The sequence below is a fragment of the Bacillus sp. 123MFChir2 genome, assembly GCF_000383235.1.
GTDB lineage: Bacteria > Bacillota > Bacilli > Bacillales > Bacillaceae_G > Bacillus_A.
In genome coordinates this window covers 119280-136165 of record NZ_KB910926.1, presented here as the reverse complement: position 1 = coordinate 136165, position 16886 = coordinate 119280, and the positions used below count along the sequence as shown (strand labels likewise).

Genomic DNA, 16886 nt, shown 5'->3' with positions numbered 1-16886 from the left:
CGGCGCCCTGTAGTAGGACGCCTTTTCTTATTACTTACTTTCTTTATTAATAATAGAAGCTTGTACGAAGTCACGGAACAATGGTTGTGGACGGTTTGGACGAGATACAAGTTCTGGATGGAACTGTGCTGCCACGAACCAAGGATGTTCTTTTAACTCGATAATTTCTACTAAACGGCCATCTGGGCTTGTACCAGAGAACAGGAATCCTGCATTTTCCATGTCTTGGCGGAATTGGTTGTTGAACTCATAACGATGACGATGACGCTCGTATACAACCGGTTCGTTATATGCATTGTAAGCATTTGTTTCTGGTGTAAGCTTACATGGGTATAAACCAAGACGAAGTGTACCGCCTAAATCTTCAACATCTTTTTGTTCTGGTAATAAATCGATAATTGCGTAAGGCGTGTCAGGATTAATTTCAGAAGAGTTCGCACCTTCTAACCCTAATACATTACGTGCAAATTCGATTGATGCAAGTTGCATTCCTAAGCAAATTCCTAAGAATGGAACTTTGTTTTCGCGCGCATATTGAATTGCAGCGATTTTACCTTCTACACCGCGGTCCCCGAAACCACCTGGTACAAGGATACCGTCTGTATCACCAACTAATTCTTTCACGTTTTCTGCTGTCACATGCTCAGCATTTACCCATTTTACTTCTACATCAGTATCAAATTTATAACCTGCATGACGAAGTGCTTCTACAACAGAAATGTATGCATCTTGAAGCTCTACATATTTACCAACAAGGGCGATTTTTGTTTTCTTAGACAGGTTGCGTACTTTCTCAACTAATGCATTCCACTCTGTCATATCTGCAGCTGGATTGCTTAATTTCAAATGATCGCAAACGATTTGGTCCATGTTTTGCTCTTGAAGAGATAATGGAACTGCATATAATGTATCTGCATCACGTGCTTCAATTACTGCTTTTGTATCAATGTCGCAGAATAACGCAAGCTTATCTTTCATATCTTGAGAAACAGGAAGCTCTGTACGAACAACGATAATATTTGGTTGAATACCTAAACTGCGAAGCTCCTTAACGCTATGCTGTGTTGGTTTTGTTTTCATTTCGCCAGCTGCTTTTAAATAAGGGATTAACGTACAATGAATGTACATTACATTGTCACGGCCAATATCGCTCTTAATTTGACGAATTGCTTCTAGGAATGGTAAAGACTCGATATCACCAACAGTTCCGCCAATTTCCGTAATAACAACATCCGCATTTGTTTCACGCCCAGAACGATATACACGCTCTTTAATTTCGTTTGTAATGTGAGGAATAACTTGAACAGTTCCTCCTAAATACTCACCACGGCGCTCTTTTTGAAGCACAGAAGAGTAAATTTTACCTGTTGTTACGTTGCTGTATTTATTTAAGTTGATGTCGATGAAACGTTCATAGTGACCAAGGTCTAAATCTGTTTCTGCGCCATCGTCTGTTACGAATACCTCACCGTGTTGATATGGGCTCATTGTTCCTGGGTCTACGTTAATATATGGATCAAACTTTTGAATTGTTACGTTTAAACCACGATTTTTTAATAGTCTTCCAAGGGATGCTGCTGTGATCCCCTTTCCTAGAGACGATACTACACCGCCTGTTACAAAAATATACTTAGTCATGAATGTGCTCCCTTCTACTTTGCTGTTATATAATTACCGCTGCAAATCGCAACATATGTAGCTAACACTTACCTTATCTTATTGTTAGACTCTTTCATTTTTCTAAACAAAAAACAAAAAAGAAAATTGCTCCCTTTATCACCAAAAGTAATAAATAGGGAGCAATTTTCTTTTATATTTACACGTAAAAGTTATTATCGTCTTTTTTAAAGAGCCCAAAAATGATTCTACATGGACGATAATGAAAAGTCAAGAACTACAGCTCTTCCTCTTCTTCTTCTGATTCGTCGTATTCTAATTCATCTTCATCAGCGAAATCATCATCATCTTCTTCATCTAAGTCATCAAGATCATCATCTTCTTCAAGAAGTTCATCAAGATCTTCTACATCTTCTTCCTCTTCTTCGATGTCGCTATCTTCTTCGAAATCTTCATCTTCTTCGATGTAGTCATCTAACTCATCTTCCTCAACTTTACGTTTCTTCTTAGGCTTCGGTTGAGGTAAAATTTCTTCATCAATTTGCTCGTATGGGTACCATCCACGTAATCCCCAACGATTTTCTCCAAGGTTGATAAAGCGCCCATCGATATTTAAATCTGTATAAAATTGCGCGATTTTCGCAGCAACTTGTTCTTCAGATAGTTCCAGTAATTGAGCAATTTCTTGAACTAGATCATGAAACGGTGTTGCTTGTTTTTTGTCCTCTAACAAGCTATGTACAACTTCGATCATGGACAATTCTTTTAGCTCTTCTGGTGAAAATTGCTTTAAATTCACTTGTGCGGCACTTCCTTTCTTATATATCCTAATTATATAAAGGCCTGTTCAAAAAAAATCCATACTATTCATTATAAACAAAACTGCACCAAATATGCCACAAAAAAAATAGGGAATCATAAAGTGATTCCCTTTGCATCTTGCAAGGTTATTTCGCCTTTCATATGAATCCATTTTCATTTTTCGACATATAGATTGCTGTTAGGCAGAAAAAGGGGGCCGCTACTTGCTTTCTCCTTGTGTTTGAATTTCGCATGTGGCAGAGACGGGCCTTGACCGCTTCTATGCATGACCAGGTGCTCTCGCCACCTAAAAAAATGCTTTTATGTTATTTTTTAATTTGGATTTATATAGTTCGGAATCATATGAGCACCATTTAATACATAGCGAATTTGCATCTCTGTATACTCTTCCAATGTATAAAGTTTCTGCAACGCCCAGCGACGAAACCCCCACATTTGTCCTTGAATAAAAATATTGTGAGCAAGCAGTTGAATTTCTTTTCTTGTTAAAGTAAATACTTTATTTTGAACACATTGCTGTAAAATATCTTCAAACATCCCTACCATTTGAAATTCCTTCTCTAATACGTAAGGCAGCGATTCCTTTGGTAGAAAACGAACCTCTTGATACATAATAAGAACCTCTTCTTGCAATTCATCCATAACTTTAAAGTAATTTGTAATCGCTGCTTTTAAACTATCAACATTGCCTTTTCCTTTGCAAAGCACTTGCTCTAAGCGCTCTTTTACATGTTCATAAATACTATCACACACTAAATAAAGCACATCATCTTTCGTTCGAATATATTCATAGAGTGTACCAATACTAAAGCCCGCTGCTTTTGCGATTTCTCTCGTTGTTGTGCGCGGAAATCCTTTTTGTTTGAAGAGCTGCACAGCACCTTTAATCATTTGTTCACGCCGAAGTGCAATAAGTCTTTCATCTTTCACAGAGGCTTGTACATTGTGCTTAACCATCTCCTTCACCCCTTTCTATCATTTTGCAGGAAGAAGCGTAGGATGCTCCTACGCTTCTTCCTAACTTCTACTTTGTTAACATACGTGAAATAACAAGACGCTGAATTTCTTGCGTCCCTTCGTAAATTTGTGTAATCTTTGCATCGCGCATAAAGCGTTCCACTGGATAATCTTTTGTATAACCGTATCCTCCAAATACTTGCACAGCCTCTGTTGTCACTTTCATTGCTGTATCACCTGCAAATAATTTCGACATTGCTGATTCTTTTCCATACGGCAAACCTTCTGATTCAAGCCAAGCCGCTTGATATGTTAACAAGCGCGCCGCCTCTACTCCAGTCGCCATATCTGCTAGTTTAAAGCCAATTCCTTGCTGCGCGGCAATTGGTTTCCCAAATTGATGGCGTTCCTTCGCATAATCAGCAGCAGCATCAAGTGCACCTTGTGCGATACCAACTGCTTGCGCGGCAATGCCATTACGGCCGCCGTCTAACGTTTGCATTGCAATTTTAAACCCTTCACCTTCCCCCCCAAGTAAGTTCTCAGCAGGAATGCGGCAATCTTCAAATATAATCTCCGTCGTCGGTGAAGAACGAATACCAAGCTTACTCTCTTTCTTTCCAACAGAAAATCCGAGTGCATCACTTTCCACAATAAATGCACTGGTTCCGCGCTGCTTTGACTCTGGATCTGTCAGTGCAAACACAACATAAATATCCGCAATTCCGCCGTTTGTAATGAAAATTTTCGAACCGTTTAAAATATAATGATCACCATCACGCTTTGCTGTCGTTTTCATTCCACCAGCATCAGAGCCAGAACCCGGCTCTGTTAAGCCGTAAGCGCCAATCTTCTTTCCTTCTGCCATCGGACGTAAATATTTCTGTTTTTGCTCCTCTGTACCAAATTTAAAAATTGGCCATCCTGCAAGCGATGTATGCGCCGATAATGTTACACCTGTAGATGCACAAACACGTGACAATTCTTCTACTGCAATCACATAGGCTAAGTAATCGCTTCCAATTCCGCCGTACTCTTCAGGCCACGGAATACCAGTTAAACCAAGCTCCGCCATTTGATCAAATAAAGCGCGGTCAAAGCGTTCTTCCTCATCGCGCTCCGCTGCCGTCGGTGCCACTTCATTTCTCGCAAAGTCACGAACCATTTTCCGAATCATTTCGTGCTCTTCTGATAGTTTAAAATGCATCTCTATTTCCCCCTTAAAGCGCTCTGCTAATAACTAAACGCTGGATTTCACTCGTTCCTTCGTAAATCTCACATATTTTTGCATCACGGAAGAAGCGCTCCGCAGCATACTCTTTTGTATAGCCATAACCGCCAAGTACCTGCACACCTTCAACAGCAACTTCTACTGCTGTTTTAGAAGCAAATAATTTTGCAATTGACGCTTCCTTCCCGCATGGTAAACCTTGTGCCCTTAGTGATGCGGCGCGGTATACGAGCAGGCGAGCTGCTTCGACAGCTGTTGCCATATCCGCTAGCTTAAATCCCAACCCTTGCTGCGCAGCAATTGGTTTGCCAAATTGATGACGCTCTTTCGCATAATCGGTAGCACACTCCAGCGCCGCCTCAGCGATTCCAAGTGACTGTGCCCCAATACCGATGCGACCAACATCTAAATTTGCCATCGCCACTTTAAAACCTTGACCTTCTTCGCCAAGTAAATTCTCAGCAGGAACTTTCATATCTTCAAACGTTAATTGCACTGTACGAGAACCTAATAACCCCATTTTGTGTTCATCTTTTCCAACAATTAAACCCGGAGTATCTTTCTCTACAATAAACGCTGATATCCCGCGCGTGCCCGCATCTGGATTTGTAGAAGCAAAGACAATGTATGTATCTGCCTCGCCGCCGTTTGTGATAAATACTTTCGAACCGTTAATAACGTACTCATCACCTTGCCTAACTGCTCTTGATTTCAGGCTCCCTGCATCGGATCCCGCACTTGGCTCCGTTAACGCAAACGCCCCTAAATATTTACCAGTTGCCAACTTTGGAAGATATTTTTGTTTTTGTTCTTCTGTTCCAAAATATAAAATAGGATTCGTTCCAACAGAAGTATGTACCGCTAAAATCACGCCTACGGTAGCGCTTACTTTTGAAATTTCATGAATAGCTAAAATATACGAAATAAAGTCCATTTCCGCTCCGCCATATTTCGCTGGAATCGGTATCCCCATTAATCCAAGCTCACCCATTTTCTTTAGGACTTCTCGAGGAAACACCCCTTGTTCCATAGTAGAAACAAAGGGAGCAATTTCCTTCCCAGCAAAGTCACGAACCATTTTCCGCATCATTTGCTGCTCTTCTGTAAATTGAAAGTTCATCTGCTCCACCTCAAATTATTTTCTACTGTAATTGAACGATTTAGTAAGACCGCCAGTAACACCGAAAGGGGTGTTACTTATTCATAAACGTAAAAACCGCGTCCTGTCTTACGTCCTAACCAGCCTGCGTTCACATATTTACGTAGGAGCGGGCATGGTCGATATTTGCTATCTCCCAATCCTTCATGCAGTACTTCCATAATGTATAAACACGTATCTAAACCGATAAAATCAGCAAGTGTCAACGGTCCCATCGGATGATTCATCCCAAGCTTCATAACTTCATCGATTGCTTCTTTCGTTGCCACGCCTTCATATAACGTATAAATTGCCTCATTAATCATTGGCAATAAAATACGGTTAGAAACAAACCCTGGGAAGTCATTTACTTCAACTGGGACTTTGCCGATTTTTTTTGTAATATCCTCAATCGTTTCATATACAGCGTCCTCTGTTGCTAAGCCGCGAATAATTTCGACAAGCTTCATAACCGGAACTGGATTCATAAAGTGCATACCGATGACTTTTTCTGGACGATTTGTAACAGCTGCAATTTCAGTAATTGGTAGCGAAGATGTATTTGTTGCCAAAATTGTATGCTCTGGTGCTAATTCATCTAAGTTCGCAAAAATTTGCTTTTTAATGTCCATTCTTTCCACAGCCGCTTCGATGACAAGGTCTGCTTCTTTTACACAATCTAGCGTAAGCGTTGCTGTCAGACGTTTTAACGTTGCCTGCTTATCCTCTTCGCTCATGCGGCCCTTCTCAACTTGTCTAGATAAATTTTTAGTAATAATCCCAATTCCGCGATCTAACTGCTCTTGCTTTAAATCTTGCATATATACGTCATACCCTGCCATCGCACACACCTGTGCAATTCCAGAACCCATTTGCCCCGAACCAATTACGACAATCTTTTGTACCGTCATGTTTATAGCCCCCTTTTTTACTGAACCTCAATCATGATTGCGTCGCCTTGACCGCCGCCGCTACAAATAGAAGCAATCCCGATTCCGCCGCCGCGCTGTTTTAATGCATGAATAAGAGTCACGATAATGCGCGCACCGCTTGCTCCAATTGGATGGCCCATCGCAACCGCTCCGCCGTTTACATTAATCTTCTCTGGGTCAATGCCTGCAATATTTGCACTTGCAATTGCTACAGCAGCAAACGCTTCATTAATCTCAAATAAATCAATGTCTTCTATTTTCTTGCCAGTTTTCTTTAATAGCTCGTTAATGGCATAACCCGGTGTTCTTGGAAAATCCTTTGCTTCCACCGCTATCGCTGTATGCCCTAAAATTGTTGCAAGCGGCTTTCTTCCTTCTTCCTTCGCACGCTCTTCACTCATTAATACGAGCGCTGCTGCTCCATCATTTAAGCCTGGTGCGTTCCCAGCTGTAACCGCTGCATCCTTATCAAATACAGGTTTTAGCTTTGCTAACTTTTCAACTGTTGTATCTTCGCGCGGCGCTTCGTCGCGCGCTACGACTACCGGCTCCCCTTTTCGCTGCGGCACAGATACAGGGACAATTTCTTCTTCAAAGCGGCCTTCCTTTTGTGCTGAAACGGCGCGCATATGGCTTCTGTATGCCCATTCGTCTTGTATTTCACGGGAAATGCCGTCTTCTTTCGCAACATCGCCGCCGTACACACCCATATGTATGCCAGTAAATGAGCACGTCAAACCATCTGCCACATTTAAGTCGACAACTTCGTTATGCCCCATGCGATATCCCCAGCGCGCACCGCGTAAAATATATGGACTATTGCTCATCGATTCCATGCCGCCTGCTACAAGTAACGAATAATCGCCAGTACGAATAATTTGATCCGCTAACGTTACAGCACGAAGTCCAGATGCACAAACTTTATTCACTGTTTCCGTGCGAGTCTCCCACGGAATCCCTGCTTCTCTCGCAGCCTGGCGCGATGGAATTTGTCCTTGCCCTCCTTGAATAACCGCTCCAAATACAACTTCTTCAATATCACTTGCTGCAACATTCGCGCGCTCTAATGCCGCTCCAATTGCAATTCCTCCAAGTTCCGTTGCCTTTACATCCTTTAAAGCTCCCCCAAACTTTCCGACAGGTGTTCTTGCAGCACTTAAAATTACTGTTCTTGTCAAAACATATTCCCCCATTTCTTTTTATTACGGCGTTGATTGAACGCTCGTTCAGTGCAGCTGTTGTGAGAAAGAGGTGCACTGCTTGCACCTCCTTTTATCTAAAGTTGTACGGATTCTTATATGTTACATTGCTTCTTTCTTCGGTCCGATGACAGAGCGCTCTAAAATCTCTGTTATATCAAGCGTTTGCACTCGCTCTTCTACTTCTTTTGCCTTCGTACCATCGCTGATCATCGTTAAGCAATACGGGCAGCCCGTACCGATCATCGTTGGCGATGTAGCAAGTGCTTGTTCAGTACGTGCCACGTTAATACGCGAACCAGCCGTCTCTTCCATCCACATCAGACCGCCACCCGCTCCGCAGCACATTCCTATTTCGCGATTACGTTCCATTTCAACAACCTTCACACCTGGAATCGCTTTTAAAATATTGCGCGGCGCTTCGTACACTTCGTTGTAACGTCCTAAATAACAAGAGTCATGATACGTAATCGTTTCTTCTACGCGGTGAACTGGTTTTAATCGCCCTTCTTTCACCCACTGTGCTAACAATTCTGTATGATGATAGACTTCTGCTTGTAAGCCAAAGTCTGGATACTCATTTTTAAACGTGTTATACGCATGCGGATCGATCGTAACAATCTTCTTCACGCCTGCTTTCTCGAATTCTTCAATATTTTTACTTGCCATCTCTTGGAAAACAAATTCATTTCCAAGGCGACGTGGTGTATCCCCTGAGTTTTTCTCTTTATTTCCGAGGATCGCAAAGGAAATACCAGCTTCATTCATTAATTTCGCAAACGATAACGCAATTTTCTGACTGCGGTTATCATAAGAGCCCATAGAACCTACCCAGAATAAGTATTCAAACTCTTCGCCTGCTTTTGCTTTTTCTTTCACAGTTGGAATGGAAACTTCCTCTTCCATCGTACGCCACGTTTCACGCTCTTTACGATTCAGTCCCCAAGGGTTGCCTTGGCGCTCGATATTAGTTAGGGCACGCTGCGCTTCTGGATCCATTTTTCCTTCTGTTAAAACGAGGTAGCGGCGCAAATCAATAATTTTATCAACGTGTTCGTTCATAACTGGACACTGATCTTCACAGTTACGGCACGTTGTACAAGCCCAAATTTCTGTTTCTGTAATGACATCCCCAATTAAGCTTGGATCATATGATAGCGCTGCTGCCGATTCATGATGTCCATCTCCAGCTGCCATCATCGCTAATTGGTTGCCTTTTGTATTGTTAAATGCAACGGTTGGTACCCACGGTGCGCGCGACGTTACTGCTGCACCTTTATCTGTTAAATGGTCACGCAATTTTAAAATTAAGTCCATTGGCGACAACATCTTACCAGTTCCTGTTGCCGGGCACATATTCGTGCAGCGGCCGCACTCTACGCATGCATATAAATCAATAAGCTGCGTTTGTTTGAAGTCTTCAATTTTCCCAACGCCAAATGTTTCTTGCGTTTCATCTTCAAAATCAATTTTTTCTAATTTTCCTGGGTTTGTTAAACGACTAAAGTATACATTTGCTGGTCCTGCAATTAAATGCGCATGTTTCGATTGCGGAACGTAAACTAAAAACGTTAACAAAATAAGTAGATGCAGCCACCACGCAAAATAGAACACGACAATTGCAGCTGTTTCGCCAATTCCAGAAAATAAGTAAGCGATTGCAGAAGCGATCGGTTCACTCCATGATAATTCCTCGCCATGCCAAATGATGCCCATTCCATTTCCAAGGAGAACAGATAACATTAAGCCGCCGATAAAAATTAAAACAAGTCCTGCTTTAAAGTTCCTCTTTAAACGAACAAGCTTCTCAATATACCTTCTATAAAAAGCCCAAAAGACAGCGATTAAAATGACGAGTGTGACGATTTCTTGAAAGAATGTAAATGCAGAATATAGTGGTCCAAGTGGAAGATGTGATCCTGGTGCTAAGCCTTTCCATATGAAGTCAATTGCTCCAAACTGGACAAGAATAAATCCGTAAAAAAACATAACGTGCATGATGCCGCTTTTTTTATCTTTGAGCAGCTTCTTTTGTCCGAAGACATTCCCTTTAATAAGATCCCATCTTTCTTTAAAACGGCGATCAAACTCTACTTTCTTTCCTAATCGTATGTAGGTAATTCGTGTGCGGATAAGATACACAAATAAATACGCTGCATACGCTACGACGGCGATTGTCGCCAACCAATTGACAATTAATAAGCTATTCATATTTCTGCCAACCCCTCTCCATGTAGTATAACTTTTTATTTTTGAATCTTCAAAAATAAATAATTTTCTGAATTCACTACCCCTACTCCCATTATATGATGAGTGAGCATTCAGTCAACAGTTTTTTGTTATACAACAATATATTTTTTCATAAAGCTTTTTATTTCGGTGAAACTATAAAGCGACACTTTCAGCAGTAGGGTTTTTCCTTTCCCATTGATGCCAATAGTCTCTGAATATCTAGGGGTGGGCAAATAGCGGGATAAAAATGAATATAGAGGGGGGAATGACTACATGAACTTTTTATTTCTCGTCCTTATCTTTCTCTTACTGTGGGCAACTTTCGACTTTATATGCGGAAGAAAAATCCATTTAAACAACCTTAAACTACGTTCCTTCCCTGTACGCCATAGTAATTTTAAACTTTATACATATGGTCAAACATTATATAAGGAACTATTTACTGATATACAACACGCTAAACATCATATACATATTTTGTTTTTTATCGTAAAAAATGATGAGATTAGCCATACCTTTTTACAACTTTTAACGGAAAAAGCTGAGCAGGGTATTGAAGTTCGCCTTCTTCTTGACCGAATCGGTAGCCATCATTTGTCAAAACAAATGATCCATAACTTAAGGGAGCGCGGTGTACATTTTTCATTTTGTCATAAAATTCGCCTTCCCTTTCTCTTTTTCTCTGTTAACCAAAGAAACCATCGAAAAATTACAATTATTGATGGGAAAATTGGATACATTGGGGGCTTCAACATCGGGGAAGAATATTTAGGACACAACAAAGAACTAGGGCCTTGGCGTGACTATCATCTACGGCTTACCGAAGAAGGTGTACAAGATTTGCAAACGCAGTTTCTACACGATTGGCGCGATGATACAAATGAAGACTTATTGCACGAAAATTATTATTTTCCGATACTAAAAAAGGGGGCGACTGCTCATCAGTTCATACCAACTGACGGTGCATATTTACAACAAACTTTTCTCGATCTCATTGAAAAGGCAACAAAAGAGCTGTATATTGGTACGCCCTATTTTATTCCTAGCAAAAAACTAATGAACGCATTGCTGCGTGCCCAAAGAAGAGGCGTTCGCATCACGATACTCGTACCTAAAAAAGCGGATCATCCCTTTGTTCGCGAAGCAAAACTTCCATATTGCCGGAAGCTTATTCAAGCCGGCTGTCATATTTACGAATTTCTAGATGGATTTTTTCACGCGAAAATTGTAATGGTAGATGACTGTATTTGTGATATTGGAACAGCAAACTTTGATAAGCGAAGCTTATATATTAACCATGAAATTAATTGTATATTATATGGCTCACCATTTTTAGAACAAGTGAAAAAAGAAATTGATCAAGATTTAGAAGCAGCTGTTTTACTTTCTATGGACGATGTTTCTTCTTTATCCTTTTTGGATAAAGGGAAGGAATGGATTGGAACGTTACTTTCTTTTTTTCTATAAGAGAAATAAAAATTTAGAAAAAGGCCTAAAAAAAGAAACAACCGTCTTGAATAGACGGTTGTTTTTATATTTTAGTGCTCATATGGTAAATCTGAAGCTAATTGTACTACATCATTATGATTTGTTACTGCTTGATTTTGATCTACTAGCACACTACCAAATGAAATACCAGCTAGCATTGCTAATGTTAATAAACTACCAACAAGAATTTTCTTCATATTCCATTCCCCCATGTCTTTTTTTCTAATATAACATGAAATTTTATCCATAAAACATGCAATTATGCATAACCATTTTTTACCTCATTGAATATTTAGTTTGTTTAATAGTGTATTTTTATAAGAATGTAGATCTAATAGTTCAAAAAAGAAAAGCGCTTTTTCATAAGCAGTTCTAATCTCATCTTCCGAATGCCCTAGCTTTTTAAGGCATTCTCCTTTTTGATAAAATAATTGCCCAATGAGTGTCATGTTGCCCATACCGCATGACGTTTCAATTGCTTTTTCAACCTGATAAAGAGCCCGTTCATATTGTTCATCTGAATACAATGTCTTAGCATAATTATAGCCAACCTTTACCGCAAATTCCCTGTTACTATGTAATGACTCCAACTGTTTTAAAATATCTTGATACAGTTCGAGACTCTTTTGAATATGTCCATTTTCCGCATAAATATTTGCAATTGAATTTTCGATATGTAAATTCTGAAAGACATCGATACCAACTAATTGTTGATTTATTAATTTTTTCAATTCCAAAATGCAATAGTCATAATTTATTTTTTTTAATACGTACCCTGATAAGTGATGATGCCAAAGAAGAAACTGTTGAAACTCTGGATGATCTTCCTCTTTCTTTAATTCATCCCATACCTTTTTATAAATTTCTTCATACTTCTTTTGTTTACATAGTGCTTTAATATGACTCATAAATTGTTTTTTTCGTTCAATATCAGAATAAGCCAGTACTTCATAAAAATGAATGATCGGTATTTGTAGCTTCGCCGCCATTCCTTGCAGTATATCCATACTTGGATATACTACTCCTGATTCAATTCTACTTATTTCCGATTGATGACATATGTTATCAGATAACTGCTTTTGAGTTAAACCTCTCATTACTCTAATCTTTTTAATTTCAGCTCCTAGTTTCTGCGCGTGCATATTCGTCCACCATCCCGTTTATAGCAATTTAGTTGAAAACTGGCCATACCGCTACAATAATGTCATTTTGACAATTTTCTATATGAAATACTGCATAATTTATATAAAATTCAGCAATTTCCTCTTACAATTCATGCTCAAGAAATGAATAAGAACCAAGTAACAGTTGACGTCGCTCAGCCTAGTCTAACAATCGGAAAACTAACAGACCCCCAAACCGATACGAAAGAAAACGTCGCGAAAAAATACTTAAAAGGTGAAGTACAAGGGGCAAAAGCACAACAAGAACAAATTACTACTGAAAACAATGTTGATTTCCAACTAACAAATAAAGAAACAAAAGAAAATCAAACAGAAGTACGTCTTACCCAAACTTATAAAAGCTACAAAGTATACGGCCAAGACTTAATTATAAAAGTAGATAAAAATGGAGTAATTACAACTGTCAGCATCAAGGCTGCCCAAAATTTAGCACGACAATCTAATCTTACTATAACAAATTTTTTGTCGAAAAATGAAGTAAAAACTTTCTTACGAAATGCTCTTCAAGTTCTAAACGATGCATTAGAAAAGGATTTACTAGTGAAACTGTCATTTATAAAAAACAAGACGGCAGTTACATATATGCATACATTATTATATTTGCATATACAAAAAATAGTCAAATTGTTAATAGTGAAATATTATTCCAAGAAAAAATGGTAAAAAAAGATGTTTACCGATTCACATTGGTAAACATCTTTTTTTATATCCAACCTTTTTCCTCGGCAATTCCAATCGCCTCAATCCGATTTTTTGCATCTAGCTTCGTTAAAATATCCGAAATATAATTTCGAACAGTCCCAGATGAAAGGTATAGTGTTTTGGCGATTTCATTTGTCGTCTTTCCTTCTTTCGCTAATAGAAGAACTTCTTTTTCCCTATCTGTTAAAGGATTTTGCTCTTGCCAAAGTCCAAACATAAGCTCAGGAGAAATTTCTCGTTTTTCATTCATAACATTACGAATCGCTGCTGCAAGATCTTCACTCGGACTATCTTTTAACAAATACCCATGAACATTTGCTTTCATTGCGCGTTCAAAATAACCAGGACGAGCAAATGTTGTTAAAATCATAACTTTGCATGGTAATTTTTGCTTCCGTAACGTTTCAGCAACATCCAGCCCGCTTTGAATCGGCATTTCAATGTCCATAATACTAATATCCGGCTGTAATGTTTCAATTAGCTTCAAAGCCTCTTCTCCATTTTCCGCTTGTCCAACAACTTCAATGTCATCCTCTAAATCCAGTAAAGCTCCTAATGCTCCGCGAAGCATACGTTGATCTTCTGCAATAATAATTCGAATCATGCACGCGCGCCTTCTTTCCCTGTTCGTATGACAATTGGAACACGTATCGTTAACATCGTTCCATTATGAACATCATGTAATTTAAGTAATCCATCAATAAGAGCCAATCGCTCCCTCATGCCAAGAATACCATTCCCATCGTGATTTTTTTGTAACCCAACACCATTATCCTTTACTTTCACGATCAATTTCCCTTGTTCTTCAAATAATGTAATCGTGCACTCTGTTGCTTTACTATGCTTCACAATATTGGTCACCGCTTCACGCAAACACATCCCTACAATGTTTTGTTCTAACGGTGATAATACATCCGTACTCGCCTCCAGTTGCACCTCAAGCGATATGCTAGCAGCTTGAAGAATCACCTTCACTTGCTCTAGCTCTTCTTCGACGGTAATCATCCGCATATCAGAAATTAATTCCCGCAATTGTTTTAACGCTGTTCTAGATGTTTGCGTAATTTCCTTCGCCTCTAAACAAGCTCGTTCTGGATTTTTCACAATAAGCTTTTCAACAAGCTGACTTTTTAATGTAATAAGCGATAACGTATGTCCTAACGTATCATGTAAATCTCTTGCAATACGTTGTCGTTCTTCGCGCTTTACTAAATCGCGAATTTGTTCATTTGCTTCACTTAATTGTGTTCTTAATACTTTTTTCTGGTTAAAATTCCGCATACCAAACGGTGTCACGATCATTAAAATAAACATCGGAATTGTAGTTATAGCAGACGCGTTTGTAAACTCACGCATGTTCACCAACATAAACGAACCAATCATTACGATTAAAAGGAAAAATAACAATCGAAATTGTTTTTTTGTTGCTGCAAATCCCATTGCATTTGCTGTATAGAATCCAAAGAAAATCATAGATAGGTCATAAAATGTACCAAATAAGAATGTAATCACCAATTGAATACAAGCCCACATAACAAAATTTTTTGGCACAAAATAAAGCTGGCGGTATGCAATAAGAAAGATTATTAGCATTCCGCCTCCTAATATCAATTTCCACCCTGATTGCCCCATCAAGTTGTAAAGAGGATACAACAAGTATACAAGCCATATATAAGGGAAAATTCCCATATGCTTTGGAAAGAGTTCAAACTGCTTCTTTTCCATCATTTTATACCGCTTCCTGTCTTTTTCTTATATATACCGATAGTACAACAAAAGCGATAAAATAACCTCCTAAAATTTCTGCATTTTCCCAGCCAATTGTTTTTCCAGCAACAATGTCCCAAGCTCCACTTCCAAAATGATATGTCGGCATCCATTCTCCGATGCTTCTTAACGTCTTCGGAAGCACTTCAATTGGCATCCACAAGCCGCCTAAAATCGCTAAACACATATTTAACATATTCGCAAGTCCCGTAGCAGCATCAGCTTTCTTAATCGAACCAATCACCGTTCCAAGTGCTAAAAATGGCGTAACACCAATCAATAACCATAACCCCGCGCTAATCCACTGTCCAATTGTTAACTGTACATCATTAATAACGATACCTGCGATGAAAATAACTACAATTGAAAAAGCATTTACAACCGTTTGAGCAATAACTTTTGCTGATAAATATACTCCCTCTGGCAGCGGTGTAATTTGTAAAAGCTGCGTCCATCCTTGCCCTCTTTCTTGTGACAGACGAACACCAAAACTAAAGAGCGCTGTTCCCACAATACTAAAAGTAGCCATTGAAATTAAATAATGTGCCTTCCATGCATCTCCGTTTTGTGGCACTGACACCACGTTTGTGAAAATGTAATAAAACATAACTGGCATTAATAATGAAAAAAAGATAAATAATTTATTTCGAAACGTACGTAATATTTCTATTTTACATTGCATCCAAAACGCTCTCATGCGATTTCCTCCTTCTGATTTGCGACAAATTGTTCAAAAGCTTCATCCAAGCTGCCGCGCTCAACAGCAATATCCATAACAGGTAAGTTTTTATAAAAAATTTCTCGAAGCGTAGTATCCGTATCATCTGTTGTCAGCACCACACGTTTTTCATGCCACTGAACACTTGTAACGTGAGGTAAGCTGCGAAGCATACTCGTTGGCAATTCCTCTTTTACATAAAACGAGATTGTTTTTTGAGAAATCGTTGCTTTCATTTCATCTGGCGTACCATCAGCAATGATTTTGCCGTTACCAAATAATAAAATCCGATCTGCTAATGCATCCGCTTCTTCTAAATAATGGGTCGTTAAAATGATTGTTTTTCCTTCATCCGCTAATTTCCGAATTGTATCCCAAAAGCTTTTTCTAGACGTAATGTCCATCCCTACTGTTGGTTCATCTAAGAAAAGCAAATCAGGATTTCCGGCAAGTGCGAGCGCAAAATTTAAACGTCTTTTTTGACCGCCCGATAGCTTTTCGCATTGCTCTTTTCTTTCTGATGCTAAATTAGATAGCTGAAGTAATGTTTCTTTTGCAATTGGATTCGTATAATAACTACGAAACAAGTCAATTGCTTCTTCTACTGACACGCTATCAATGACGCTCACTTCTTGTAGCATTGCTCCTAGGCGATTGCGAACATCTCGGTGTTTTGGGCTCTTACCAAAGATTGAAATGTTTCCTTCTGAGGGTTCCCTTAATCCGAGCATCATCGAAATAGTTGTCGTTTTACCAGCTCCGTTTGGGCCAAGTAATGCAACGATTTCCCCTTTCGCTACTGTAAATGAAACGTTATTGACTGCTTTTTTATGTTTAAATGTTTTTGAAACACCGTTTACTTCAATTATTTGCTTCATTTCTCCACCTCCGTCGTTCTT

General features: G+C 39.2%; 15 protein-coding genes and 1 pseudogene. 2 read left to right on the top strand and 14 right to left on the bottom strand.

What is annotated here, in order from left to right; all coding sequences use genetic code 11:
* Positions 1-30: 30 nt before the first annotated feature.
* The 8 genes from pyrG to H280_RS0103745 all read right to left on the bottom strand — a co-directional run bounded on the left by pyrG (position 31) and on the right by H280_RS0103745 (position 10107).
* On the bottom strand, positions 31-1638 hold the full coding sequence (gene pyrG, locus H280_RS0103780; RefSeq protein ID WP_020059780.1) for a CTP synthase: 1608 nt from the start codon (positions 1636-1638) through the stop codon (positions 31-33).
* Positions 1639-1894: 256 nt separating this feature from the next.
* A complete protein-coding gene (rpoE, locus tag H280_RS0103775; protein WP_020059779.1) occupies positions 1895-2416 on the bottom strand; it encodes a DNA-directed RNA polymerase subunit delta in 522 nt (173 codons plus the stop codon).
* A 335-nt stretch (positions 2417-2751) separates the two neighbouring features.
* A complete protein-coding gene (locus H280_RS0103770) occupies positions 2752-3396 on the bottom strand; it encodes a TetR/AcrR family transcriptional regulator (protein ID WP_020059778.1) in 645 nt (214 codons plus the stop codon).
* A gap of 67 nt (positions 3397-3463) precedes the next feature.
* Positions 3464-4603: an acyl-CoA dehydrogenase AcdA gene (gene acdA, locus H280_RS0103765; protein WP_020059777.1), complete on the bottom strand. Its 1140-nt coding sequence runs from the start codon at positions 4601-4603 to the stop codon at positions 3464-3466.
* 13 nt (positions 4604-4616) lie between these two features.
* Positions 4617-5747: an acyl-CoA dehydrogenase gene (locus H280_RS0103760; protein WP_020059776.1), complete on the bottom strand. Its 1131-nt coding sequence runs from the start codon at positions 5745-5747 to the stop codon at positions 4617-4619.
* 77 nt (positions 5748-5824) lie between these two features.
* A complete protein-coding gene (locus H280_RS0103755) occupies positions 5825-6676 on the bottom strand; it encodes a 3-hydroxybutyryl-CoA dehydrogenase (RefSeq protein ID WP_020059775.1) in 852 nt (283 codons plus the stop codon).
* A 17-nt stretch (positions 6677-6693) separates the two neighbouring features.
* On the bottom strand, positions 6694-7890 hold the full coding sequence (locus tag H280_RS0103750) for an acetyl-CoA C-acetyltransferase (RefSeq protein WP_231401758.1): 1197 nt from the start codon (positions 7888-7890) through the stop codon (positions 6694-6696).
* A 108-nt stretch (positions 7891-7998) separates the two neighbouring features.
* Positions 7999-10107 carry a heterodisulfide reductase-related iron-sulfur binding cluster gene (locus tag H280_RS0103745; protein WP_020059773.1) on the bottom strand — a complete coding sequence of 703 codons (2109 nt, stop codon included), beginning with the start codon at positions 10105-10107 and terminating at the stop codon, positions 7999-8001.
* Positions 10108-10401: 294 nt separating this feature from the next.
* Between H280_RS0103745 and cls the strand changes: the two genes are divergently transcribed.
* Positions 10402-11595, top strand: coding sequence for a cardiolipin synthase (gene cls / locus H280_RS0103740; protein WP_020059772.1), 1194 nt, complete (start codon positions 10402-10404; stop codon positions 11593-11595).
* Between the two features lie 71 nt (positions 11596-11666).
* Here cls and H280_RS0103735 read toward each other — a convergent pair whose 3' ends face one another.
* Both H280_RS0103735 and H280_RS0103730 read right to left on the bottom strand, forming a co-directional pair.
* The gene (locus tag H280_RS0103735; protein ID WP_020059771.1) at positions 11667-11813 is read right to left on the bottom strand and encodes a quorum-sensing peptide PapR; all 147 of its coding nucleotides are present in this window, start codon (positions 11811-11813) and stop codon (positions 11667-11669) included.
* Positions 11814-11897: 84 nt separating this feature from the next.
* On the bottom strand, positions 11898-12758 hold the full coding sequence (locus H280_RS0103730) for a helix-turn-helix domain-containing protein (protein WP_020059770.1): 861 nt from the start codon (positions 12756-12758) through the stop codon (positions 11898-11900).
* Between the two features lie 87 nt (positions 12759-12845).
* On the opposite strand from H280_RS0103730, the pseudogene H280_RS24635 reads away from it, so the two are divergent.
* Positions 12846-13465: pseudogene (locus H280_RS24635) on the top strand (M4 family metallopeptidase); the annotation flags it as partial.
* A gap of 38 nt (positions 13466-13503) precedes the next feature.
* Here the strand turns inward: H280_RS24635 and H280_RS0103720 are convergent.
* The 4 genes from H280_RS0103720 to H280_RS0103705 are packed head-to-tail and all read right to left on the bottom strand — an operon-like array spanning position 13504 to position 16865.
* On the bottom strand, positions 13504-14106 hold the full coding sequence (locus H280_RS0103720; RefSeq protein WP_020059769.1) for a response regulator transcription factor: 603 nt from the start codon (positions 14104-14106) through the stop codon (positions 13504-13506).
* Positions 14103-15230: a sensor histidine kinase gene (locus H280_RS0103715; RefSeq protein ID WP_020059768.1), complete on the bottom strand. Its 1128-nt coding sequence runs from the start codon at positions 15228-15230 to the stop codon at positions 14103-14105. Before H280_RS0103715 ends, H280_RS0103720 begins: the two co-directional genes overlap by 4 nt.
* 1 nt (position 15231) lies before the next feature.
* Positions 15232-15966 (bottom strand): ABC transporter permease, encoded by a 735-nt coding sequence (locus tag H280_RS0103710; protein ID WP_020059767.1) that lies wholly within the window; start codon positions 15964-15966, stop codon positions 15232-15234.
* Positions 15963-16865 carry an ABC transporter ATP-binding protein gene (locus H280_RS0103705; RefSeq protein ID WP_020059766.1) on the bottom strand — a complete coding sequence of 301 codons (903 nt, stop codon included), beginning with the start codon at positions 16863-16865 and terminating at the stop codon, positions 15963-15965. Before H280_RS0103705 ends, H280_RS0103710 begins: the two co-directional genes overlap by 4 nt.
* Between the last annotated feature and the right edge of the window lie 21 nt (positions 16866-16886).